Here is a 23,726-nt window from a genome sequence, read left to right as displayed (position 1 = left end):
ATTTCATCTTGGATGCAATCGTTCACTAATTTCATGCTTGGTCATAGAAGGAGCGCGAGATGGAACATCTTTTTACACTTCAAGCCGAATGGCAGGGGGGAAGAGGAGGAGAGGGGACGATAGCGGCCGGCGGGCTGAATGCGGCTGTCTCCATTCCCGCCGCCATGGACGGCCCGGGCATCGGAACGAATCCGGACGAGATGCTGCTCGGAGCGGCATCGACCTGTTATATGATCACGCTCGCCGCCATGCTGGAGCGTTCCGGCATCGAGACGGAGAGGCTGTCCCTGCGGTCCGAAGCCGTCGTCGATACGACAAGCGGCGTATACACATACGTGTCGATTACGCATAGGCCTGCAATCCTGCTGCCTGCTTCTGCTTCTGTCCGCCAAGCGGACACGGCGGGGAAGCTGGCGCAGAAGGCCGAGCAGACGTGCATGATATCCAAGGCCCTGCGGGGAAATGTCGCCGTGTCGGCTGTTCCTGAGATCGTGATCGGGCAAGAGAAAGGAGGCAATCCATGAAGAACGGCAACGGCAAGCCGCCGCAGATCGTCGGCAGGGATGAAGAGAAGGACTATGTCATCCGCAGGCAGTTCATGTTTCGGCTCAATGCGTTCTTTTTTGCCGCGTTCGTCCTTTTCGGCATCCTGATCGTCCGACTGGCGGTGCTGCAGTTCGTGGAGGGACCTACCTTGAAGGCGCAGCGGGAATGGCAGGGCACGAGCAAGGTCGCCATTCCTCCGTTCCGGGGGGACATCCTCGATTCCGACAAGAAGCCGATCGCCTTCTCGACGTCGACCCAGACGCTTACGTATACGGTCCAGGACGAGCATAAGCCGGAGATCGCCATCGAGATGAGCAAGAAGCTGGCCGAGGTGTTCGCGAGGCTGACGGACAAGGATGATCCCGAAGGCAAGCTCACCGCGGAGGAAATCCAGAAGAAGATGGACCTTCATTTCCGGACCAATACGATCTCCGTGCCGCGGAAGATCAAGTCGGATCTCAACAACAAGGAAATCGCCTATTTCCTGGAGAACAAGGAGCAGTTCAAGGGCGTCGACATCGTCGAGGAAAATGTGCGCAACTATGACGCCGACAATGTCGCGGTACAGCTCGTCGGTTACTTGCGCAGCTACCGCACCGCCCCCGAGACGCTGACCAAGTACAACGCGATCAAGGAGATAACCGACCCGACCGAAAAATACTCGCCGGAGGAAACGGTCGGATATGACGGGCTCGAGTACTTGTACCAGGAGCAGCTGCGCGGCAAGAACGGCGTCAAGACGTTCCCGGTCGACCGCCTGCAGCGGATCATCGGCCCGCCGGAGGTCGAGGCGCCTACCCGCGGCAACGATCTCGTGCTCACGATCAACCGCTCCGTGCAGCTGACGGCGCAGAAGGCGATGACGGAGCAGATCGACAAGCTCCGGCATTCGACGACGAAGCCGGAGAATGCCGGCAACAAGGCGAAGATCGGCTTTGCCGTGGCGATGGAGGTCGATACCGGCAAGGTTGTCGCCATGGCCAGCATGCCGGACTACGATCCCAACCAGTGGAAGGACGGAACGCCTTCCAAGGAGGAGCTGTTCTACTTTACGAGGAACGGCACGATCCGCTCGGTGTCGCCTCCGTATGCGACGGACAAGGAGCAGACGAAGCATACGCCTTCACTCGTCTACCTGGGATCGACGCAGAAGCCGCTCTCCATCCTGATCGGCTTGAACGAGGGCTTGTTCTCGGCCACGGAGGAGTACCATGATATCGGCTACTACAAGTTCGGTTCCACCGGCTCCGAGAGGACGATCCGGAATGCGAGCAACAAAGCGAACGGATACATCAACGCTTCGGAAGCGATCGCCCATTCCTCCAATGCGTTCATGTCCGCCATGGTCGGCGAGCGGCTGCTGAAAAAATACGGCAAGGATGCTGTCGGCGTATGGGATAAGTACATGAAGGAATTCGGCCTCGGCGTTTCGACGGAAAGCGGGCTGCTCGGCGAGCAGAAGGGCGTAGAGGACTATACGCATGACGCGAAGGAGTCCAGCAATATTTCCGCGCTGGTGGGATCCTCGTTCGGGCAGCTCGGCAAATATACGACGCTGCAGCTGGCCCAGTACGCCTCCATGCTCGCCAACAAAGGCAAGCGCATGAAGCCGCAATTCGTGAACGAAATTCTCGATCCTTCGGGCAACGTCGTCCAATCGTACAAGCCCGAGGTGCTTAACCAGGTCAGCTTCCCGGATTCCTATTGGAATACGATCTACAAAGGAATGGCCAAAGTAAGCGTGCAAGGCTTCGATGGAGTCAGCTATTCGTTCCTCCGCAAGACGGGAACGTCGCAGCAGACCGTCGCCGGCGGCGTGAAGGTGGAAAATTCCGTGTTCATCGCCTTCGCTCCCGCAGACAAGCCGAAGCTGGCCGTCGCGATCGTCATTCCCGAGGGCGGATACGGCGGCTGGGGAGCCGCGCCGGTCGCCCGTCAGATCTTCGACGCCTACGACCAGGCGGTCGGACTGAGCGGCGTGCCGAAAAAAAAGGAAGCATCAACCAATCCCTGATCGGGCAAGCTGATGGAAATGTCCATGAAGGAGCTTGACACACCATGCCAATGGAGACCGGGACGGCGCAGGGCCGCTGCGAGCTGTGCGGGAGATCCGGAGTCGGCTTGACCGAGCATCATCTTACGCCGCGGGAGCAGGGAGGGACGTTTAAAGGCACGGCTCTTCTCTGCCCTCCCTGCCACCGCCAGATCCACGCGCTCTACACCAATGCGGATCTCGTGCAGCGGGAGCTGACGACAATCGAAGCTCTGCGGGCGGACGAAGCCATCGCCGTTTTCATCCGTTACATCCGCAAGCAGCCTCCATCCTCCATGCCCAAGCTCCGCAAATCAGCCCGCGTCCGCAATAAGCATTGATCCAGGCATGCCGAAAAGACAAAAACCGCCATTCGGGCGGTTTTTGTTTTTGGCTTGACGGATGGTATTCAGGCAGAGGCAGGAAAGCGCGGCCTCCTTCCAGAGCCAGGCGTCCGTTCATGCGCAGCAATCCTGCGTTGTGATATACTGATACGGTGAAAAATGGCAGTACGCCACCAGGAAGAAGGATACGAGATGTTGAAAGCTGTTGGAGCCGGCTCCCGATCGCATGGGCGCAATCTATTCTATTATTTGTTCGTTCTGATGCTGGCCAAGCTGGAGTGGATGCGGTTCAACCTGTTCGGCGGATTGGATCCGCTCGCCGTCGTCGCCGACTTTGCGTCCCTGCTCGCGCTGGCGGGGCTGCTGGAGCTGCTCACCCCGCGCCGCGGCAAAGGACCCGCCTACTGGGCATTCAATCTGGTCTATTCTCTCGTTTTGTTTGCGATCACGTTGTATTTCAGCCATTTCGGCTCCGTGGCCACTTATACCGCGCTCGGAAACCTCAACCAGGTGTACGGGATCCGCGAGAGCGTGGACGCGACCATCCGGCCGATGGACTACATCTACTTTGCGGACGTCGTCCTGATTGCCGTGATTTGGATGCTGCGTCGGACGAGCCGAAGGACGATCGAGGGACGCAAAGGATTATGGAAGCCGGCGGCGGCTCTGCTGACGATTGCCGGACTCGCCGGCAGCTTCTGGTTCATCCGCGATGCGGAGGCGACCCAGAGCGAGCTGGCGCAGGCCGAAAGCGTCGGCGTCTTCAATTATCAGGTCGTCAGTGCGATCAAGATCCACGAGGAGAACAAGGAAATCGCGTCCGGCGATATCGGCAAGACGATCCAGGAGATCGGGGAGCTCCAGGCTTCCTATCCGTACCGCAAGGACGAATCGGCGCCGCTTCAGCAGTTCGGCGCCGCGAAAGGAACGAATCTGGTCATCATCCAGATGGAGGCGTTCCAGAATTTCCCGATCCATCTGAAGCTGCAAGGCCAGGAGCTGACCCCGAACCTGAACAAGCTATCGGACGAGGGCTATTACTTCCCTCGCTTCTTCCAGCAGATCGGTCAGGGGAACACGTCGGATGCCGAGTTCATGACGAATACGTCCATCTACCCGACGGGCACGATCGCCATGTCCACCGGCTACGGCAACCGCAAGCTTCCGAGCCTGCCGAGACTTCTCCAAGGCCAAGGCTACGAGGCGAATACGTTCCATATCAACAGCGTGGGCTTCTGGGATCGGAACAAGCTGTATCCGGCGCTCAACTTCGACAAGTATTACGACAAGCCGTTCTACAACAACGACCATTTCAACAGCTTCGGCGCATCGGATGAGGAGCTGTACCGGGTCGCAGCAGAGAAAATGGCGGAGCTGAGCGGAAAAGGGAAGCCGTTTTATGCCCATCTGATCACGACCTCGAGCCATTTTCCGTTCCAAATCCCGAAGGACAAGCAGACTCTGGACGAAAATGAATCCCTGTCCGGCACGCAGCTCGGCGATTACCTGCAGGCGATCCATTACACGGACGATGCCGTCGGCAAGCTGGTGGACAGGCTGAAGGCCGAGCGGTTATGGGATAAAACGACGCTCGTCATTTACGGCGACCACTTCGGCCTGCAGCCGCAGAGCAACGATCCGGACTTCATCCGGCAGGAGCTCGGAATTCCTTATCACAATCAGATTTCCCGGTTCAACATTCCGCTCATCATCCGAGTTCCGGGACAGCAGGGCAAGGTGGTCGAAGGAGTCGGAGGCCAGCTCGACATTCTTCCGACCGTCGCCAACCTGATGGGGATCTCGCTGAAGCAAGAAGGCTTCACCGCATTCGGACGGGACCTGCTGAATACCGACCGCAATATTCTCGGGGAGCGTTATTACTTGCCGTCGGGCTCGTTCATCAACGAGGATATTCTGTTCGTCCCGGGCAAAGGATTCGAGGACGGAAAAGCGGTCTCCTTGAAGACGCTGCAGCCGGTCGGCGATTTCTCCAAGTACCGGAGCGATTATGATTATGCGATCAAGCTGCTCGGGCTGTCGGATACGTATGTGAAGCTTCTGCCCAAGCGGTAGCTGCAGGAGGAGCTTGAAGGACATGATGGACTTGATGGCCTGAAGGACTTGAAGGACAAATCGAACATGAAGGACAGAAAGGATGGTTGAATCATGGATCCACTGTATGTATTCGTCGGCTCCTATGCGGAACCGGATGGAAGCGGCTTGTACGCCTACCGCTGGAATGAAGAAGAGCTCAGCCTGGATCTGCTGGCGGAGGCGGACGGCCTCAAAAATCCGACCTTCCTGAACGTCGATCCGGCCGGCCGTTTTGTGTACGCCATTTCCGAGGGGAAGTCGCCGCAAGGAGGCAAAACGGGCGCAGCCGTCTCGTTCCGATTCGATCCGCTGGAAAAATCTCTGAAAAGGCTGAGCGAAGCCGCCACCACGGATGGACCGACCTGCCATATCCAGAGAGCCCCGGACAACCGCCATCTCGTCGTCGTCAGCTATCATGGCGGCATGGTGGGCTTGATGGAGCTGGATGCGGACGGAAGAATCGGTCCGAGGCTCGACCAGCAGCAGCATGCGGGCCATAGCGTGAACGAAGAACGGCAGGACCGCCCGCATCCGCATTCCTCGCAGTTCAGCCCGGATGGCCGGTATGTGTTCGTCCAGGACCTTGGACTTGATCTGATCCGCACCTATGCCATTGAAGACGGCGTTCTGAAGCCGGTGCGGGACAATGACATCCATGCGGGAGCCGGACCGCGCCATCTGGCGTTCCATCCGAACGGCCGCATCGCTTATGTCATCAACGAAGTGGACTCGACGGTCAGCGTGCTGGAATACGATGCGGAGACGGGCGGCTTGACGGAGCTCCATTATATTCCGACGCTGCCGGAGGGCTACGAAGGGGAGAACACCTGCGCCGAGATTGCCGTCTCCAAGGATGGACGCTTCGTCTACGGCTCGAACCGGGGACATGACAGCATCGTCGTTTATGAGGGATCGGATGAAGGCCGGCGGCTGGAGCCGATTCAGCATATCCACACCGAGGGAGAGCATCCAAGGCATTTCGCCCTGGCGCCGGACGGGAACTGGCTGTTCGCTGCGAATAAAGATACGAACAACATCGCTCTCTTCCGTGTCGACCGCCAGTCGGGCAAGCTCCAATATACAGACCGGAGCTTTGAAGTCTCGCAGCCGGTCTGCGTCATGCCTTTCCATCTTTAGCCGTTGTTAAGCGACAGGCAAGCAGTTCTCTGCTTGCCTGTTTTTTATTGCACAAGAAGCGGAAGGGGAGAGAGTGAAAAGGATGCATTGAATCCGGCAGAAATCGCGAGGTCACGTGAAAAAGGAGAGGGAGCCCTGATGTCGGCATCTTTTGTTCGTATCGAAAATTAAAATGGTAAAAATGATTGAAAGATGCAGGAAAATGATTGTTAAAGTCGAAATGTTAGAATCAGTGAATGTGAATTGTTTGTATGGGAAGAGAGGCTATTGTGATGCGGGACATGCCATTTGCGAAATTGCTTGCTGTCATCTTCTTGCTGCTGGCGGGAATCGCGGGCACCGTGCTGCTCGTCCCTCCGGCTTCCGACGCTCCGGCGGCGCCGACAGTGATGCCGGAACTGCAAGGAAGCGCGGCCCGCACCCATCCGGTCTACCGCTGATCGGGCGATTCATCCGTTATCGGGATGATTAAGTATTCTATAGAGGAATGAAAGCCATTCTATAAAAATAGGATACATACTCGAAAGGATGATGAAGGATGACCGTCAGCCGGCTGCTGGAAGGGAAAGTGGCGATCGTTACAGGAGGGGGCTCCGGCATCGGGAGAGCCGCCGCGCTTGATTTTGCCCGGCATGGAGCAAAGGTCGGTTTTCTGGACCGCACTCCGGACGACGCCGAGAAAGTCCGGGACGAAATCCAACGCGAAGGCGGAGAAGCCATCGTGACGGCGACCGACGTCAGCGACGCCGCTGCGGTCGAGGCGGGAATCCGTTCCGTTTACGAGCGTTTCGGACGAATCGACGTCGTGTTCGCAAACGCCGGCATCAACGGGGTGTGGACGACGATCGAGGATCTGGATGTGGACGATTGGGACGAGACGCTTGGCATCAATCTGCGCGGCACCTTCCTCACGGTGAAGTACAGCATCCCGCATCTCAAGAAAAACGGCGGCAGCATCATCATTACGAGCTCCATCAACGGCAACCGGATCTTCAACAATACCGGCGCGAGCGCGTACAGCTCCTCCAAAGCCGGTCAGGTCGCCTTCATGAAGATGGCGGCGCTTGAGCTCGCCCCTCACAAGATCAGGGTGAACGCCGTCTGTCCGGGAGCGATCAAGACCCATATCGACGACAGCACGATCAAGACCAAGGAAGCCGAGGAAGCCGCGATACCGGTGGAATATCCCGAGGGCTCCCATCCGCTCGCCGGCAAGCCGGGAAGGGCTGCCCAGGTCGCGGATCTCGTCACCTACCTGGCATCCGATCTGTCCTCCCACGTTACGGGCACCGATATTTATGTGGATGGAGCGGAATCGCTGCTGTAAGCCCCCAAAAAAGCATGGCGCCATGAGTGCCATGCTTTTTTTTGGTTTTGGACAAGCCGGATTGAACAAGGTTTACGGACGAGGGCTCCTGCGGAGACGGGTGAGCCAGACGCCTGGAACGATCTCCAGCTGGCCGTTCTCCTCGAAACCGAAGCGGAGATAGAGCAGCACAGCGGGTTTGTTGGCCGTGCCTGTCGACACCCGGTATTCGGAATCCGGGTACAGGCTCAGTGCAAAGCGGACAAGGAAGCTGCCTAATCCGCGCCTGAAAAAATCGGGATGGACGACAAGGCGGGCGATCGTGGCGATGCCCGATGGCTCGCGCTCGACGGCGACGGCGCCGGCCAGCCTGCCGTCGAGACGGCAGCCGTAGAAGTCGGCAGGGGAGGCGAGCAGGGCTTCATGGGTTTCTCCGATCTGAGGAATGCCGTCGAAGCCGATCAGACGGGCTTCTTCCCGATAGGCGTCCGTCTGCAAGGCGCGCAATTGCTCCGATACGGCTGCATCGGTTGTGTCGAGACGTTCGGCATGGAAGTTGAATGCGTTCACTTTTCATCCTTCTTTCGTCTGCTTGTGGTGGAAGCGGTTTTGGCCCGTTCGCGGAAGCGCCGGACCTTCATCAGATTGCCGCAGCATTTATCGTCGCAATAGCGCTTCGAGCGATTGCGCGTCGTATCGTAATAAATCCAGCGGCAGTCGGGATTGTCGCATATTCGGAACCGTTCCGGCTCCCCGTGGGCAAGAGAGTCCGCGTAGGAACCGGCTATTTTCGCCATGATGCCCTGCCAGCCCGATTCCGAGGGAATCTCGCTGAGCGAGAGGGCTCCATTTCCGGCGGACAGCTTTTTGGTATAGGGGCTGGAGAGGAGTGCGCAGTTGAGGCGGGCAAAGTCGGCATCGGATAACGGAGATGCATTCTCGACACGGACAGAGTCGCTGATCCGCGAAGTCAGCTCCCTGAGGCTGCCGCGGAGCGTCCGCATCGCTTGAAGCTCCTCGGGCGAAGGCGGACCGGGATCGTCGAGGCCGTGCTCGGTCAAAAACTGAGCTCTCCAATCGGGGCGCTCGAGCCGGTCCTCGCTCGCGCCGCTTCCTCTCCAGTCGTACCACTGGCTGTTCAAGTAATCTTCCCAGATCATGATGCTTGTCCTCCATGCCCTTTCAGTATGTAACGTTCTAAATGAAAATAGATCGTTACATCGGGAGCGGTTTCGGGTATACTATCGTCAGCACCACGTAACCGGCTATACGACATTATATCGTTACATCCCAATCTCTACAAGGAGGACGACAACCGATGGTCCGAATCAAAACGGAGTTGCTGCAGACAGGCTGGGAGCATGCTTACGACAAGGAGGACTGGCAGCCGCCGCTCGGCATGGCGCTGGAAGGCGTGACGGAGGAGCAGGCGGATTGGCGGCCGCAAGGCGAGTCGGGGAATACGATCCGCGAGAACGCGCACCATCTGATCTTCTACAAAGAGCGTTTCCTGAACAAGTGGAACGGAGTGGAGGATCCGGCTCAGCCGCGGGTCAGCAACACCGATACGTTCCAGCCGGCTGCGATCGGCGCCGAAGGCGAAGCATGGGAGGCGACGAAGAAACGTCTGGCCGAGGCCCATGCGAAAATCGGATCCATCATTGAAGCGATGGACGACGCGGTGTACGACAAGGATGTTGTCAAGGATAGTCCGGCCGGGCCTTGGCTTACAAGCTTGTACGTGCATGACGCTTATCACTGCGGCCAGATCATCCTTCTGCGCAAGCTCCAGGGCTCCTGGTCTCCTACCCGATCATTCGAATAAACCATGGACTTGAAAAAGCCGCCGGCAGCGCAAGATGCAGCCGGCGGCTTTTTGTCATGGGAAAGGAGCGTTCACGAGCGCATTGAGCTCGGGATCGGCGGCAAGCGCGGCAGGCGACAGCTCGAACGTCTCGCAGCCAAGAAAACGGCGGAAGGAGGCGAAGCCTTGCCTTACGCTGTGCCGGATGTCTTCATTCCATTCGACTCCCGGCTCCGGCCACCACCCGAGAATGATCCGGCGATCCTTGCTTCCCTTGATCCGGCCAGGCTCGAAACGGGCGACCATGCGGTCGCCGCACAGGACAGGCAGCACATAGTAGCCGTACAGCCTTGACGCTGCGGGCTTGTACACTTCCCATACATAATGAAAACCGTACAGCTCCTTGACCAGCCTGCGGTCCCACAGCAGATTGTCGAGGGCGGCCAGCACGCTTGTCCGCGGCGGTCGGCTGGACCAGCGCGACGCCGGCGAAGAGGAGCTCCAGCGCTCCCAGTCGACGCTGCGGACAAAATGAGGGGCGGTCAATCCTTCGGCTTCGATCTGCACGAGCAGCCCTTCTTCCAGAAGCTCCAGAAATCCCCGCTTACGGTCGGCCGTGTTCATGAAGAGCGTGCCTACCCATGCATCGGAAGCGCGGTTAGGCAGCAGGCCGACGCCTCCGATCCGGCGCATCAGCCTCCATTTCTGGTATTCCTGCTCGGAAGGATTCGGATCGGGCGCTTGCAGGAGGGCTTCCGGAAAATGCTTTTCAGCCAAGTCATATGCTTTCTGGTTGCGCTGCTTGTGATGGACGATCAGCTCGCCCCATAGATTCATGCTTTCCATAACGGCTCTCGACACCCTCGCCGGAGCCCAGGCCCAGTCCATCTTCTCCTTGTGCTCCAAATCCCGGGACAACAGCGGCCCCCGATCCCGGAAAGCTTGGCGGACGGAAGGAAGCAGCTCGCGGATCTCCTTGATATCGGCGTAACGGTCATGGGCCTGCCGGCGCCCCCGTGCGAAATAGGGCCAATCGCCGCTGCTGTAGATGCTCATGACCTTGTCCCAGCCATCCAGCAGCAGCCTGTCGTCATATAGAAGCTCCTCCAGCATCGCGGGGCTGAAGCCGGGAATCCTCGACTGCAGGACAAGCTCGGCGTTGCGTCCGGCTTGGTCCAGGGGATCGAACTGGATGCAGCCGACGCGCGAGATGAACGAGAGGATGCCTTCCTTGCCCCCGAATTCCGGCGTCGGTCCCAGGCCTTGATGGTCCAGCATGAAGCGGCGCGCTTCGGCTGAGGATAGTTGAACGGTGTTTGTCCCCATGGTTCAAGCCTCGCTTTCCTGTATCCGTTCGCGTCCGGCTTCCTATGGCTCGGAAACGGGGAACGGATGTTCCTGATTTGGATTATACCGTACTGTCATGCATACCGAAAGGCCTTTCAAGCATTATTTTTCCAGCCATGCCGCGTCAGCTTCATGTCCGCTTCAAGCCGATGGCGGCATCCGCCGAGCCGGTTCTTTAGACAGGATGACCCATTGGAATTGACCGACCTGTCTACTGCTTTGGAGTGGCTTCCGGAGTACGATTAGGGAGATGGCAGCAATGCCGTGCAGGGAATCATAAACGGCTGCCGGCGCCGGGGGCTCATCATCGGGAAGGACGGAGATACCGTCGCCGGCTACAACAGCGTGCTTGCGCTGGCGCCGCCGCTGTCGAGCACGGACGAGGACTTGGATTTCCTGCTGGCGGCGCTTCTCGAAGCGCTGGAGGAAGCGTCTCCGGATGGACGGGCGTCCGGCGTCTGCGGCTCTGGCTCCCGCAGCGAGCCCGGGTGCAGCAGCATATAGGCGCGCAGTGCGACCTGCACGGCCAGTCTCCTTTCCGGCATGAGCCATAGGGCTCCAAGCAGCTCGCCGATGCGCTCCAGCCGGTAATAGAGCGACTGGCGCACGATGTACAGCCTGCGGGCAGCCTCCTGCTTGTTGCCCTCCGCGTCGAGATACACTTTCAGCGTCAGCAGCAGCTCGCTGCCTTTGAGGCGGTCGGCCAGAAGCAGAGGCCCTAGATGCCTGTCGACGAAGTCCTCCAGCCTGTTCCCGTCGTTGAGGGCGGGCAGCAGCTGCAGCACTCCGAGCTCCTCGTAGAACAAGCAAGGAGACCTGCCGCGGCTGGCTGCGCCGGCGAGATCGAGAGCGAGCTGCGCCTGCCGGCGGCTCTCGGCCGCTCCTTGACGGCCGGACAGCGCTTCGCCTGCGCCCGCAGCCTGCGGCAGCCATTCGGCCAGCTTGAGCAGCGCGCTTTCGAGAAGGCGGCGGCAAGTCTCGGCAGGCGAGGCATCGGCGATGACGATAGTGATGATCGAGCCGTCGCCGTCCGCAAGACAGTGCGAGCCGTTCCGTTCCAGCTCGCGCTTCAGCAGACATGCAGCTTCGGTGATGCAGGCAGCATTTCCGGAGAGGAGAGCGGCCGTATCGCGGCGGCGGCCGGTGGCCCCTCCGAGCTGCAGCAGCACCGTGCGGCATGGCAGCCGCTCGAAGGGCTGCAGCAGCGGATCGCGTCGCCACGCCTCGGAGCCGGGACCGTACTCCCTGGCTTCGAGCAGCCAGCCCAGCCTCTCCTTGTCAGGACGCTCCCGGGCTTGCGGCGGCTGACTGGGGCTGCCGCTCCGATGCCCGAGGATGAGGCGGTGAAGATCATGGGTGATGTCGACGTAGCGCGCTTTGCCGGAAAAGACAATGAGCGGGAAGCCGGCATCTTCGGCTTGGAGGATCCATTCCTCGGGAAGGCAGGTCATATAGGCGCCAAGCTCGATGCACAGGCATGCGGCTCCGCGGCGGATCAGCGCAGCCAGGAAGCGGCGCCGTTCGGCCGCCTCTCCCCGACAGCCGATCCCGGTCGTCAAAATCATTTCTCCGCCGTGCAGCAGCTCGTCGGCTTCGGATATTTCCAGAATGTGGACACAGCGGATCTCGCGATCCAGGCCGCTGGAGCCGGCTGCCACGTAGGCTTGGGCAAAGTGGGGGTTGTCTAGCGTGTCGCGGACGGTAAGAGGGCGTTGTACCGGCATGAGCATCCTCCTTATTCCTTATGGGAATATAAGCTTCCGATCTGTGGCTGTCTCTGATCTGGGAAACTCGCATGTCGGCATGGATGAATGGGGGTGAGGAAAGGGTGTCGAGTAAGCTTATTTTACATCAAAAGATAAAAATGGAAATAACAGTTCAAAAAATTCTGAGAATTGAGCAAGATGCGTTATGTAACCTCGCATCAAGCTTCGAGTGAGACTGTTCGACCCGTCGGCCAAGCGGATCCTATCGTCCGATGGCATCATCTTGAGGTCGATTACAGCGATTTTTGAAGGAATGGAGGCGACCGCGAGCCGGTATCGGTTCTTCTGCGCGGGCCGTTCGTCGTTCGCGACGGCGAGTTCGCCGGTCAAGCCGGCTGCCGGGGGAAGGCCGGAGCATCCTGGACGTGCGCGAGGATTTGGACGGGACTGTCGTCCGCTTCTCCGCTCCCGGCGTCCGGGCCGGCCGGCAGGCTCCAGCCCCTTGCGTCATCCGGCTGCAATCGGCCGATTCCCGCAAATACGTCGCCGATCGGGCCATCCTCCAGATTCATGCGGCCGAGGCATCCGCGGGTAGAGACAGTCGATCGGATTGAATAATCGGCAGGCTTTTGATGGCATTATAGGAATAGGAAACCGGTTGAACATATGCTTATCTACCGTTTTACAATTGTTCAGAGCGGTGATATGATGAAGGAAAGCATGCATAAATAGGGGATGATGAGCACATGGAGCATAAGCAACTGGCGGGCATGATCGACCACACGCTGCTTCGCGCGGACGCGGTCAAGGAAGAGATCCTCAAGCTGACGGAGGAGGCGAAGCAATACGGCTTCGCTTCGGTCTGCGTGAACCCGGCATGGGTTGAGGCTGCGGCGGCGCAACTTGGCGGAACGAACGTGAAGGTATGCACGGTGATCGGCTTCCCGCTCGGGGCGTCGACGAAGGAGACGAAGGCTTTTGAAACGTCGGACGCGATCGCCAAAGGCGCCGGGGAAATCGACATGGTCGTCAATATCGGCGCGCTCAAGGGCGGAGACGACGGTCTTGTCGAGGCCGATATCCGCGCTGTCGTCGAGGCGGCTGCGGGCAAAGCTCTCGTCAAGGTCATCATCGAGACTTGCCTGCTGACGGACGAGGAGAAAGTCCGCGCCTGCGAGGCTGCCGTGCGCGCCGGAGCCGGCTTCGTGAAGACGTCTACGGGCTTCTCCACGGGCGGCGCCACTCCGGAGGACGTGGCGCTGATGCGCCGCACGGTCGGGCCTAACGTGGGCGTCAAGGCATCGGGCGGCGTCCGCAGCCTCGAGGATATGCAGCGGATGGTATCCGCAGGCGCAACCCGCATCGGAGCAAGCTCCGGCGTCAAGATCATGCAGGGCGGCCAATCCACCGCTGCTTACTGAGGAGCTCGATCAGAAGCAAGGCTTCCATGAAGCCGGAAGAACCGGAAGGTTTTTCCGGCTTTTGATTTTGCGCGCGGAGCGGCTTCGAGCCGGCATTTGCCGCGAAGCCTGCCTCGGGCTATGATGGAAGAAGCGGCCGCCGAGATGCGGCGCCTGCCGGCCATTCCTGCAGGAACCGCATCAATCGTCCGCCTACTTACGGAACTTGGAAAGGAAGGGCCAAGATGCAGCCATTCAAACGCATTCATGTCGTCGTCATGGACTCCGTCGGCATCGGAGAAGCTCCGGATTCGGCCGATTTCGGAGATCATGGCGTCAACACTTTGGGACATATAGCGGATCATATGGGCGGGCTCTCGATGCCCAACATGGAGAAGCTGGGGTTGTCCAATATCGCTCCGATCCTCGGAATCGAGCCGTCGCCGGCTCCGCAGGCCTATTACGGCCTCATGCAGGAAGCGTCCAGCGGCAAGGATACGATGACGGGCCACTGGGAGATGATGGGGCTTCGCATCGACACGCCTTTCCGCGTGTTCGAGCATGGATTCCCGCAGGAGCTCATCCAGCGGATCGAGGAGCATGCCGGCCGCAAGGTCATCGGCAACAAGCCGGCCAGCGGCACGGAGATCATCGACGAGCTGGGCGAGGAGCATATGCGCACCGGAGCGCTGATCGTGTATACATCGGCGGACTCGGTGCTGCAGATCGCTGCGCACGAGGAGATCTTGCCGCTGAAGGAGCTGTACGGCATCTGCGAATTCTGCCGCGAAATCACGCTCGAGGATCCGTATATGCTCGGTCGGATCATCGCCCGCCCGTTCATCGGCCAGCCGGGGACGTTCAAGCGAACGGCCGGACGGCATGACTATGCGCTCAAGCCTTTCCAGCCGACAGTGATGAACTCGCTCCAGGAAGCGGGGCTTGAAGTCGTCGCCATCGGCAAGATCTCCGATATTTTCGACGGGGAAGGCGTAACCCGCTCTATCCGTACGGCTAGCAATATGGAGGGCATGGACAGGCTGGCCGAAGTATGCGGCGAGGACTTCGCCGGCATGAGCTTCCTCAACCTCGTCGATTTCGATGCCCTGTACGGGCATAGGCGCGATCCGCAAGGGTACGGTGAGGCGCTGCAGGAGTACGATGCGCGCCTGCCCGAAGTGATCGGGAAGCTTGGCGAGGATGATCTGCTCGTCATTACGGCGGATCACGGGAATGATCCGACGTATTCCGGCACCGACCATACCCGCGAATACGTGCCGCTGCTGGTCTATTCTCCGCGTTTTCAAAGCCGCGCCGGCGCTCTGCCGCTCAGGACGACCTTTGCGGACGTAGGGGCGACCATCGCCGACAACTTCAAGGTGAAGGCTCCCGAGCACGGCCATAGCTTCCTGAGGGAGCTGCAGTAGCTCTCCCGCTTCCATTTTCAAGACCGACATTGCAAAGGAGAAATGAGCATGAGCGTACATATCGGAGCCAAGGAAGGCCAGATCGCGGAGACGGTGCTGCTGCCCGGAGACCCGCTGAGAGCCAAATACATCGCCGAAACATACTTGTCCGAGGTGGAGCTGTACAATGAAGTCCGCGGAATGCTCGGTTATACGGGCATGTACAAGGGACAGCGCGTCTCCGTGCAGGGTTCGGGCATGGGGCTGCCGTCCATAAGCATCTACGCCCAGGAGCTGATCCGCAGCTACGGCGTCAAGAACCTGATCCGGGTCGGCACCTGCGGAGCGATGCAGCAGCATGTCCGGGTGAGGGACGTCATTCTCGCCCAGGCATCATGCACCGACTCCAGCATGAACCGCAACCAGTTCCTCGGCTACGACTACGCCCCGATCGCAGACTTCCAGCTGCTGAGAAAAGCGTACGAGCTGGCTTCGGCAGCCGGCATGAATGTCCATGTCGGCAACATCTTCAGCACCGACGTCTTCTACAAGGAAGACACCTCCGCGGTCCAGCGCCTGATGGATCATGGCGTGCTCGGAGTGGAGATGGAGACGACGGCGCTGTACACGATCGCAGCCCGCCACGGCGCCAGGGCGCTCACCGTGCTTACGGTCAGCGACCATCTGCTTACAGGAGAGGAAACGACGGCTCAGGAGCGCCAATCGACTTTCAACGACATGATGGCGGCAGCTCTCGATACCGCCGTGTCGATCGATCCGAACTAGCTGTCGCCTCCAGGATTGATGCCGTTAAGTTTCGACAGGATGCTCCGGATTTCGATGGCATCAATTAACGCCATGAATGATTGGAGAGAGGCTCTGCAAGGGGATGGAATAGGAGTTCACCGCATTAATCATTTAAGACATTAATTATTGAAGGGATGGTCTTCGTTCATGAGAATGGTAGACTTGATCGAGAAAAAGCGCGACGGGCATGAATTGAGCGAAGAGGAAATCGCCTTCATCATCCAAGGCTATACGAACGGAGATATTCCCGATTATCAGATCAGCGCCTGGGCGATGGCGATCTTCTTCCGCGACATGTCCAGACGCGAGAGGGCGGATCTGACGATGGCGATGGTCCGCTCCGGTGATTCCATCGACCTGTCCGACATCGAGGGCATCAAGGTGGACAAGCATTCGACCGGAGGAGTCGGCGATACGACGACGTTGGTGCTCGCTCCGCTGGTCGCTGCGGCAGGAGTCCCGGTAGCCAAGATGTCGGGGCGCGGGCTCGGCCATACGGGCGGCACGATCGACAAGCTGGAGGCGGTGGAAGGCTTCCATGTGGAGCTGACCAAGGAAGATTTCACCCGTCTCGTCAACGAGCATGGCATCGCCATCATCGGCCAGAGCGGCAATCTGACGCCGGCCGACAAGAAGCTGTACGCTCTCAGGGACGTCACGGCTACGGTCGATTCCATTCCGCTGATCGCGAGCTCCATCATGAGCAAGAAGATCGCGGCCGGAGCCGATGCGATCGTTCTCGACGTGAAGACCGGCGCGGGCGCGTTCATGAAGGATGAGAAGGATGCCAGGGAGCTGGCGGAAGCGATGGTCGCCATCGGCAACGAGGTCGGCCGCAAGACGATGGCCGTCATCTCCGACATGAGCCAGCCGCTCGGCCTCGCGATCGGCAATGCGCTTGAAGTGAAGGAAGCGATCGATACGCTGCGCGGGGAAGGACCGGCCGATCTGCTGGACCTGTGCCTCGCTCTCGGCCGCCAGATGGTCTATCTCGGCGGCAAGGCGGCATCGCTCGAGGAAGCGGAGGACAAGCTGCGCGGCCTTATCGCGAGCGGCGCGGCGCTGGACAAGTTCAAGGAGTTCATCGCCAACCAAGGCGGAAACCCTGCCGTCGCCGACAATCCGGAGCTTCTGCCGCAGGCGCCGTACCGCATCGAGCTGCCGTCCAAGGAAGACGGATTCGTCGCCGAAATTACGGCTGACGCCGTCGGCACGGCCGCAATGATTCTGGGAGCCGGCCGCGCGACAAAGGAGTCCGAGATCGATCTGTCGGTTGGCCTCGTCCTGAACAAAAAGGTCGGCGACGCCGTCAAAGCGGGCGACTCCCTCGTCACGATCCATGCTTCCAGCGAGGACGTCGCAGAGGTCAAGGAGCGCCTGTACAAAGCGATCCGCGTTGCGGGCAGCGCCGAGGCGCCTGTGCTGGTCAGGGGAATCGTAACCGAATAAGTGATTCCGGAGTCAAGTCGCAGGCTGCGCCGGCAAGCCGCGGCCGTCATGTCCCTTTCGGTCAGCCTGCTTGGACGGCTGGCCGGAAGGGACTTTTCCATGCTCTCCCGAAGCCGCCTTGGACGGCGGTCCGGCCGAGCGAAATATGGTACAATGTCGAAGGATATCAGGATGATGAAGCTTAGTTGGAGAGGGGAATGTCGGAATGGCTGTTCTGAAGGAGAAGCTCGATCGAGCGTACATTCTTGATTTTTTGCAAAAGCTTCTGGAGACGCCCAGCCCGAGCGGCTTCTGCATGAATATTATGTCGCTGGTCCAGCGGGAGGCGGAGCGCCTCGGCTACAAGATGGAATTGACGCCTAAAGGAAACGGCATCTTGACCGTCCAGGGGACGGGAAGCAAGGCTCCGCTGCTGCTGTCCGCCCATGTCGATACGCTCGGCGCGATGGTCCGCTCCGTCAAGGGCAACGGCATGCTCCGCATGACGCCGATCGGCGGTTATGCGATGCATACGGTCGAAGGGGAGTACTGCCAGGTGCATACCCGCAGCGGCCGGGTTTACGAGGGCACCGTGCTGTCGACGGCGACGTCCGTGCATGTGTATCCGGAAGCCCGCAGCCAGAAGCGCGAAGAGGCGACGATGGAAGTGAGGCTCGACGAGACGGTGTTCAGCAAGGAGGACACGCTTGCGCTCGGAATCGCGCCAGGCGACTTCGTCTCGTGGGACCCGCGCGTGCGCATCTTCGACAACGGCTGGGTCAAGTCCCGCCACCTGGACGACAAGGCCAGCGTGGCAGCGCTGTTCGGCATTCTCGAGGCGTTGAAGCGCGAAGGGCTCCAGCCGGCGGGCAGCGTCACCTTCCTCATCTCGACCTACGAGGAGGTCGGCCACGGAAGCGCCCATATTCCGGCCGACATCGTCGAGATGATCGCGGTCGACATGGGTGCGCTCGGCGACGATCTGTCCGCGACGGAGCTCGATGTATCCATTTGCGCCAAGGATTCCTCCGGACCCTACGATTACGGCATGACCTCCAAGCTGATCGAGCTCGCCCAGCGCGAGCAGCTTCCGCATGCGGTGGACATCTATCCGTTCTACGGCTCCGATGCCTCGGCCGCACTGCGCGGCGGAGCGAACATCAGGGCGGCGCTGATCGGTCCCGGCGTCCATGCCTCCCATGGGATGGAGCGCACGCATGCGGATGCGATACTCCATACAGGCGCGCTGCTGCTCGCTTACATGATGGAATAGGAAGCTGCCGCCCGGCAGCGCGGAAGGATCGATTGAAGAGGGGGAAGCCGTTTTGGCCCAGCTGTACTACAAATACGGGACGATGAACAGCGGCAAGTCCTTCGAGATCATCAAGGTTGCCCATAATTACGAGGAGCAAGGGAAAGCCGTCCTGATCTTCTCTCCGGCCATGGATACGCGAAGCGGTGAAGAGCAGGTCGGGTCGCGCGTCGGCTTTACGCGCAAGGCGCTCCCGGTCCGCGAAGAAACCGACCTCTACGAGGAGGTGCTGCGGCATCAGCCAGCGGGAGCGCCGAAGGCAATCTACTGCGTGCTCATCGACGAGGCGCAGTTCCTGAAGAAGGAGCATATCCTGCAGCTGACCCGGGTCGTGGACGAGCTGAATGTGCCGGTGATGGCGTTCGGGCTCAAAAACGATTTCCGCAACCAGCTGTTCGAGGGCAGCTACTATCTCCTTGCACAGGCGGACAAGATCGAGGAGATCAAGACGATCTGCTGGTATTGCGACCGCAAGGCGACGATGGTGATCCGCTTCCTGAACGGAGTTCCCGTGAATGAAGGGAATCAGATTCAAATCGGAGGCAACGACGACTACAAGCCCGTCTGCCGCAAATGCTACAACGCGGCTTTCTCGGCAAGCTTGGAAATTCAACCCGATAAATGAGCGAAGCCGGCCTCTTCAACGCCTGGAAATGGCGTTGAAGAGGCCGGCTTTCGTTTCGAATCCGCTTGAGCTGCCGCTTCTCCAGTCAGCGGCTTTTCCTTTTCGCTTTTCTGCTGAGCCAATATATCCACCCGCCGACGCCGATTACGACGGCAGCGGCGAGGATGTAAAACAACACGGCATACATCCTGTCCTCGAATGGGGACATCATCATCACAATCGCCTCCCTTATGTAGGTATTCTTTACCCAATTGCGGGGGATTTAAGTCATGCCGCAGCGATCAGGGACGAATTCAGCCGTCGACCGCGGAAGGCCGTTCCTTATTTTGGCGAATGCGCTTCAAGCAGGAACCCGGCTGAAAATTTCGAATATAACGTACACATGCGGTGATTCGATTCTATCCCGAGGAAAAGAAGGTCAATGCAGGATGAGAGTTCATGAATTTGTGATTGCTGCCGATTTTACCCGCGAGGATCTTGCCCGGCTGTCCTCGGAATCCGCCCGCTTCCGCTCGGACATCAAGCTTGAGTTCGCTCATGGGGACGGCACCAACATCGTGGACGTGAAAAGCTTGCTCGGCATGCTTCTGCTGCCGATCCGCTCCGGCACGCGCGTCATGCTGCGCGTCAAAGGAAAGGATGAGGAGGAGGCTTTCCTCCACATGCTGGAGCTGCTGGAGAAGGAATAAGCAGGAAGAAGCTTGCGCATGCAACAATCGTGAGGATAAAAGAAAGGCCGGCCCGGAAGCGGGCTGGCCTGTACGGCTTGATCGTCCAGCTGGTTCAGGAAACGGCGCCGCTCGTCGCGTCGAGAGCAGGATCTCCCTGCTTGGCGGCGGAAGGGCGTTCCTCCGACTTGAGATAAAGGATGAAGCCGGCGATCATGAAGACGCCTCCGATCAGCTGGAAGCCTGTGATCAGCTCGCCGAACAGCAGGAGGCCAAGCAGGCTGGCGCCGATCGGCTCCGCCAGCACGGCCATGGAGATCGTCGTCGCCTTGACCGATTGCAGCAGCCAGTTGAAGATCATATGGCCGAAGACGGTCGGGATGATGGCGAGCAGCAGGAACAGGCCCCATTCCTTCGGCTCGTATCCGCTCATCGGTATGCCTCCCGCGACGTTGTAGACGGCGAAGCAGAGCGCGGTGACGCCGAATACGATCAAGCTGTAGACGTAGGAGGGAATCCGCTCCATGAGCTGCTTGGCCAGAATCATGTTCACGGCCACGGCAACCGTTCCGAGAAGGGACAGCGTATCCCCGTAAAAAGCGCTCCGCGACAAGCCGAAGTCGCCCGAGCTGACGAGAATGGCTCCGGCGATCGAGACCGACATGCCGATGACGGCGGAGCGGCGCAGCCTTTCCTTGAAGACGAGGTAAGCGCCTATCGCGACAAAGACCGGCTCCAGGGTGAGCAGAATGGTGGAGCTTGCGATCGACGTATAGGATAAGGAGGCCATCCAGAGCAGGAAGTGCAGCGCCAGGAAAAAGCCGGCGACGGTCAGCTTGACCCAGTCCCGCATGCTGATCGTTCGGATGGCATGGCGATATTTCCAGCCGAAGGGAAGCATCATCAGAAACGTGAAGAGCATCCGGTAAAACCCTTGGACGGATACGGGCGCACCGGAATAACGGACAAGTATGGGGGCGCAGGAAATGGCGGCCATACCGACGGCAAGAGGCAATAGAATCGACAAAGTTGACTTCCGCTGCAAAGTATTCATCCGAATAGTTTAATCCTTCCGAGGCTTTGCTGCAATTCCTTTTTTATTGACAATGAGAATTATTATCAATTATGATGGATAGCAGAGTGGAGACTATCGAAAGGGGACAAGCCGCATGCTCGTCATTCAACGCCGGATCAAAGTGAAGGAAGGTTTCTCCGGACAAGTCGTGGAGAGGTTCAGCAAGCCGGGACCGGTGCAGGAAATGGACGGATTCGTCGATATGAGCGTCCTTGTGAAGGCTGTGCGCCGGGGCGAGGAAGAGGTCATCGTCCAGATCCGCTGGGAGTCGGAGGAGGCCTGGAAGGGTTGGGAGAAAAGCGATGTCCATATCCAAGGCCACCGCGAGAGCCGCGGCAAGACGCCTCCGGATTATGTGCTGGAAACGGAAGTTTCCCGATATGAGGTTGCGGCGGTGAAGGGTCCTATCGCCCGCTGATTGTCACATTTATAGCCCGAAAGAGTCATACGCATGCTCCGGCTCCAAGCTAAGCTAATGGTGGAAGGAGCTGCTGCCCATGCATGTAGGCGAGGATACATCCTTGACGGACTCGCTTTATTTGATCTTTTTTGGACTTCTCATGATCGGGACGATCATATTGTTCGTGTACGGCTTCAAAAAGATGGATGACTCCGGCGATGACGAGGAAGAGACAACGACTGCCTCTGCGCCGCCTCATCGTCCCCAGGACAGCCAGGCTCAGGATTAGGCCGGCATCCGCAGCATCCATGGACATAATGAAAAGCCAAAAAAACCGCCTCCGGGCGGTTTTTTTATGCGCTGCATGCCCGTCAGGAGGCGGGGGCCGGATCACAAGGCTGCCAGAGCTCGAGCCAGCCAGCCATTTCGCCGATATCCTGTATCGTGCCGCTTGGCTGGAGGGAGGGAGAAGGGCTGGACTGGTTCAAAGCCAAGCCTTGGCGGACCCAGAGGGCATGCATGCCGACCTGGCGCGCGGGAATGATGTCGTTGTCGATCCGGTCTCCTACCATTAAAGCTTTGCAGGGAGGACAGCCCGTCGTTTCGAGCGCATGCTCGTACAGGCGCGGATCCGGCTTCACCAGGCCGGTCTCCGCGGAGGAGAATACGGCTTCGATATGCTCCATGAGCCCGTAGGACTCCAGACGATGGACGGTTCCGGCGCTCTGATTGGCGATGACTCCGATCCGGTAGCTTCCGCTTAGCGTCTGCAGGAGGCTCTTCGCATCCGGGAACGGCTTGTCCAGCTCCTTGCGGTATTTCATTTCCTTCCAGATCGCTTGGCGAAGCGCGTCGTCGGGGAACAGCCGCAGCAGGACATCGGCCATCGGAAACGGTGAGAACCGTTCATGGGCTTGGATCCAGGCTTCCCTGATGTCCCGCTCGCATACCGCGATGCATCGGCGCCCGGCTGCACGGATGAGCTGCGAGATAATGTCGGCGATCGGCGCGGATTCATCCACGAGTGTCTCGCCGACGTCGAAAAAGATCCACTCCACCGGATTGCTCTTCACTTGTTTTCTTCCTTCCCGTCGCTTGCAGTCGATTTCTATATCGTACCATGACGGAAAGCGGGCCTCAAGAACGGAGGCAGCGTTTTCAATTTGCTGCGGCACTAAACTATTTCAACGCATCTTCCGATAAAGACAAGATTAGGTTAACAATGGCAAGGAGATGGGGACATGATTGCCGTTACGGCGGAAAGAGAAGCCCAGCTACAATTCATCGGGTTGAAGCAAGAAGACCTGAACCTGCTTCAGGGCAGCAGGGCCGTATTCGAGAGAATCGTGGACAGGCTCGTGGACTCGCTGTACGGGCAGATCGCGGCGAAGCCCGAGCTGAAGACGATCATTGAAGCCCACAGCACGCTGGAGAGGCTGAAGGCGACGCAAAGGACCTACTTCCTTTCGATGACGGACGGAACGATCGACGAAGCCTATTTCAACAACCGCCTCCTGGTAGGCAAGATCCATTCCCGAATCGGGCTGACGACCCAGTGGTATCTAGGCGCCTACATGATTTATTTGGATCTCGCCGCCGCCCACCTGGCAGCGGAGCTTCCGGGACAGTGGACGCCGGTGCTGCATTCCTTGACGAAGATGTTCAACCTCGATTCGCAGCTCGTGCTCGAAGCCTATGAGAAGGACGAGAAGGCCAAGCTGGAGAGAGTGCTGGACAGCCAGTCCCATATTCTGACGGGCGTCAGCGAAGCGATCCGCCAGCTGGCGGCCGGAATGGAGCAGGTAAGCCGCAGCACGGCGGCCGTCAACAGGCTGGCCCGGGCCACGGTGCTTTCGCAGGAGCAGACCGACGCCGAGCTCGGCTTGCTCGGCGAGCAGATCGGCTCCATCGAATCCATGGGCGCGCTCATGGGCGACATTTCCGACCGGACGCATCTTCTCGGTCTCAACGCCGCTATCGAGGCGGCGCGGGCCGGCGAGCAGGGACGAGGATTCGAGGTCGTCGCGGGGGAAGTTCGCAAGCTTGCCCGACATTCCAAGGAATCTCTCGAGCTGATACAGGAGAAGGTCGAATCGATCGGCGAGGTGCTGCACAAAGTTCAGGCGATGTCGAGGGACACCGCCCAAGCAGCCGGAGAACAAGCCGCAAGCTCGGAGGAGCTGGCTCTGTTCATCCGGATCATCGAGAAAGTGTCGGTGGAGCTGGAGCAATTGAAAAGCCAGGCGGAGCGATCCATTGCGGATGGAGTCGCGAGTGACGGTTGAAGAC

General features: G+C 59.2%; 25 protein-coding genes. 18 read left to right on the top strand and 7 right to left on the bottom strand.

Translation table 11 applies throughout. The annotated features are described in order from the left end of the window. The first annotated feature begins 59 nt into the window (after positions 1–59). From CIC07_RS13300 to CIC07_RS13270, 7 genes are all read left to right on the top strand, one after another. On the top strand, positions 60–524 hold the full coding sequence (locus tag CIC07_RS13300) for an SACOL1771 family peroxiredoxin (protein ID WP_076355573.1): 465 nt from the start codon (positions 60–62) through the stop codon (positions 522–524). Continuing rightward, complete coding sequence (locus CIC07_RS13295) at positions 521–2,560, top strand: peptidoglycan D,D-transpeptidase FtsI family protein (RefSeq protein ID WP_076355575.1); 2,040 nt, start codon at positions 521–523, stop codon at positions 2,558–2,560. The genes CIC07_RS13300 and CIC07_RS13295 overlap by 4 nt, the downstream gene beginning before the upstream one ends. Positions 2,561–2,610: 50 nt before the next feature. After that, positions 2,611–2,919 (top strand): HNH endonuclease, encoded by a 309-nt coding sequence (locus tag CIC07_RS13290; RefSeq protein WP_094248389.1) that lies wholly within the window; start codon positions 2,611–2,613, stop codon positions 2,917–2,919. A gap of 195 nt (positions 2,920–3,114) precedes the next feature. After that, entirely contained in the window at positions 3,115–4,995 is a 1,881-nt protein-coding gene (locus tag CIC07_RS13285; protein WP_076355579.1) for an LTA synthase family protein, read from the top strand. 93 nt (positions 4,996–5,088) lie between these two features. Then, positions 5,089–6,153 carry a lactonase family protein gene (locus CIC07_RS13280; protein WP_076355581.1) on the top strand — a complete coding sequence of 355 codons (1,065 nt, stop codon included), beginning with the start codon at positions 5,089–5,091 and terminating at the stop codon, positions 6,151–6,153. A 281-nt stretch (positions 6,154–6,434) separates the two neighbouring features. Then, a complete protein-coding gene (locus tag CIC07_RS13275) occupies positions 6,435–6,593 on the top strand; it encodes a hypothetical protein (RefSeq protein WP_157741914.1) in 159 nt (52 codons plus the stop codon). A gap of 98 nt (positions 6,594–6,691) precedes the next feature. Continuing rightward, positions 6,692–7,480 carry an SDR family oxidoreductase gene (locus tag CIC07_RS13270; RefSeq protein ID WP_076355583.1) on the top strand — a complete coding sequence of 263 codons (789 nt, stop codon included), beginning with the start codon at positions 6,692–6,694 and terminating at the stop codon, positions 7,478–7,480. Between the two features lie 72 nt (positions 7,481–7,552). On the opposite strand, the gene CIC07_RS13265 is transcribed toward CIC07_RS13270, so the two are convergent. Together CIC07_RS13265 and CIC07_RS13260 are read right to left on the bottom strand one after the other, a co-directional pair. Next, on the bottom strand, positions 7,553–8,029 hold the full coding sequence (locus CIC07_RS13265) for a GNAT family N-acetyltransferase (RefSeq protein ID WP_076355585.1): 477 nt from the start codon (positions 8,027–8,029) through the stop codon (positions 7,553–7,555). Then, a complete protein-coding gene (locus CIC07_RS13260) occupies positions 8,026–8,619 on the bottom strand; it encodes a CGNR zinc finger domain-containing protein (protein ID WP_076355587.1) in 594 nt (197 codons plus the stop codon). Before CIC07_RS13260 ends, CIC07_RS13265 begins: the two co-directional genes overlap by 4 nt. 158 nt (positions 8,620–8,777) lie before the next feature. Between CIC07_RS13260 and CIC07_RS13255 the strand changes: the two genes are divergently transcribed. Then, on the top strand, positions 8,778–9,284 hold the full coding sequence (locus tag CIC07_RS13255; RefSeq protein WP_076355589.1) for a DinB family protein: 507 nt from the start codon (positions 8,778–8,780) through the stop codon (positions 9,282–9,284). A gap of 54 nt (positions 9,285–9,338) precedes the next feature. Here the strand turns inward: CIC07_RS13255 and CIC07_RS13250 are convergent, their stop codons facing one another. The 3 genes from CIC07_RS13250 to CIC07_RS13240 form a co-directional block, all read right to left on the bottom strand. After that, complete coding sequence (locus CIC07_RS13250) at positions 9,339–10,589, bottom strand: DNA glycosylase AlkZ-like family protein (protein ID WP_076355591.1); 1,251 nt, start codon at positions 10,587–10,589, stop codon at positions 9,339–9,341. A gap of 356 nt (positions 10,590–10,945) precedes the next feature. Next, complete coding sequence (locus CIC07_RS13245) at positions 10,946–12,334, bottom strand: PucR family transcriptional regulator (RefSeq protein ID WP_076355593.1); 1,389 nt, start codon at positions 12,332–12,334, stop codon at positions 10,946–10,948. Between the two features lie 368 nt (positions 12,335–12,702). After that, positions 12,703–12,888 carry a hypothetical protein gene (locus tag CIC07_RS13240; protein WP_076355596.1) on the bottom strand — a complete coding sequence of 62 codons (186 nt, stop codon included), beginning with the start codon at positions 12,886–12,888 and terminating at the stop codon, positions 12,703–12,705. A gap of 174 nt (positions 12,889–13,062) precedes the next feature. Here CIC07_RS13240 and deoC point away from each other — a divergent pair, with 174 nt between their 5' ends. The 7 genes from deoC to CIC07_RS13205 all read left to right on the top strand — a co-directional run bounded on the left by deoC (position 13,063) and on the right by CIC07_RS13205 (position 19,983). Continuing rightward, positions 13,063–13,737, top strand: a complete 675-nt coding sequence (gene deoC / locus CIC07_RS13235) for a deoxyribose-phosphate aldolase (protein ID WP_076355597.1) — start codon at positions 13,063–13,065, stop codon at positions 13,735–13,737. 224 nt (positions 13,738–13,961) lie between these two features. Continuing rightward, entirely contained in the window at positions 13,962–15,143 is a 1,182-nt protein-coding gene (gene deoB, locus CIC07_RS13230; RefSeq protein ID WP_076355598.1) for a phosphopentomutase, read from the top strand. A gap of 48 nt (positions 15,144–15,191) precedes the next feature. Beyond that, entirely contained in the window at positions 15,192–15,908 is a 717-nt protein-coding gene (deoD, locus tag CIC07_RS13225) for a purine-nucleoside phosphorylase (protein ID WP_076355599.1), read from the top strand. 168 nt (positions 15,909–16,076) lie between these two features. Further along, a complete protein-coding gene (locus CIC07_RS13220; RefSeq protein WP_076355600.1) occupies positions 16,077–17,378 on the top strand; it encodes a pyrimidine-nucleoside phosphorylase in 1,302 nt (433 codons plus the stop codon). A gap of 205 nt (positions 17,379–17,583) precedes the next feature. Next, on the top strand, positions 17,584–18,630 hold the full coding sequence (locus tag CIC07_RS13215) for a M42 family metallopeptidase (protein WP_076355601.1): 1,047 nt from the start codon (positions 17,584–17,586) through the stop codon (positions 18,628–18,630). A gap of 52 nt (positions 18,631–18,682) precedes the next feature. After that, positions 18,683–19,294 (top strand): thymidine kinase, encoded by a 612-nt coding sequence (locus CIC07_RS13210; protein WP_076355603.1) that lies wholly within the window; start codon positions 18,683–18,685, stop codon positions 19,292–19,294. A 428-nt stretch (positions 19,295–19,722) separates the two neighbouring features. Then, positions 19,723–19,983: an HPr family phosphocarrier protein gene (locus CIC07_RS13205; protein ID WP_076355606.1), complete on the top strand. Its 261-nt coding sequence runs from the start codon at positions 19,723–19,725 to the stop codon at positions 19,981–19,983. 94 nt (positions 19,984–20,077) lie between these two features. Here CIC07_RS13205 and CIC07_RS13200 read toward each other — a convergent pair whose 3' ends face one another. After that, positions 20,078–20,989, bottom strand: coding sequence for a DMT family transporter (locus CIC07_RS13200; RefSeq protein WP_234992905.1), 912 nt, complete (start codon positions 20,987–20,989; stop codon positions 20,078–20,080). A gap of 142 nt (positions 20,990–21,131) precedes the next feature. Between CIC07_RS13200 and CIC07_RS13195 the strand changes: the two genes are divergently transcribed. Together CIC07_RS13195 and CIC07_RS13190 are read left to right on the top strand one after the other, a co-directional pair. Next, positions 21,132–21,455, top strand: a complete 324-nt coding sequence (locus CIC07_RS13195; protein WP_076355609.1) for an antibiotic biosynthesis monooxygenase — start codon at positions 21,132–21,134, stop codon at positions 21,453–21,455. Between the two features lie 79 nt (positions 21,456–21,534). Further along, entirely contained in the window at positions 21,535–21,726 is a 192-nt protein-coding gene (locus CIC07_RS13190) for a hypothetical protein (protein ID WP_076355611.1), read from the top strand. A gap of 82 nt (positions 21,727–21,808) precedes the next feature. On the opposite strand, the gene CIC07_RS13185 is transcribed toward CIC07_RS13190, so the two are convergent. Beyond that, the gene (locus CIC07_RS13185) at positions 21,809–22,510 is read right to left on the bottom strand and encodes an HAD family hydrolase (protein WP_076355613.1); all 702 of its coding nucleotides are present in this window, start codon (positions 22,508–22,510) and stop codon (positions 21,809–21,811) included. Positions 22,511–22,678: 168 nt separating this feature from the next. On the opposite strand from CIC07_RS13185, the gene CIC07_RS25680 reads away from it, so the two are divergent. After that, positions 22,679–23,722: a globin-coupled sensor protein gene (locus tag CIC07_RS25680; protein ID WP_076355615.1), complete on the top strand. Its 1,044-nt coding sequence runs from the start codon at positions 22,679–22,681 to the stop codon at positions 23,720–23,722. Positions 23,723–23,726 lie beyond the last annotated feature (4 nt).

The sequence above is a fragment of the Paenibacillus sp. RUD330 genome (assembly GCF_002243345.2).
Taxonomy (GTDB): Bacteria; Bacillota; Bacilli; order Paenibacillales; family Paenibacillaceae; genus Paenibacillus_O.
This window is presented reverse-complemented; position numbering and strand designations above follow the sequence as displayed.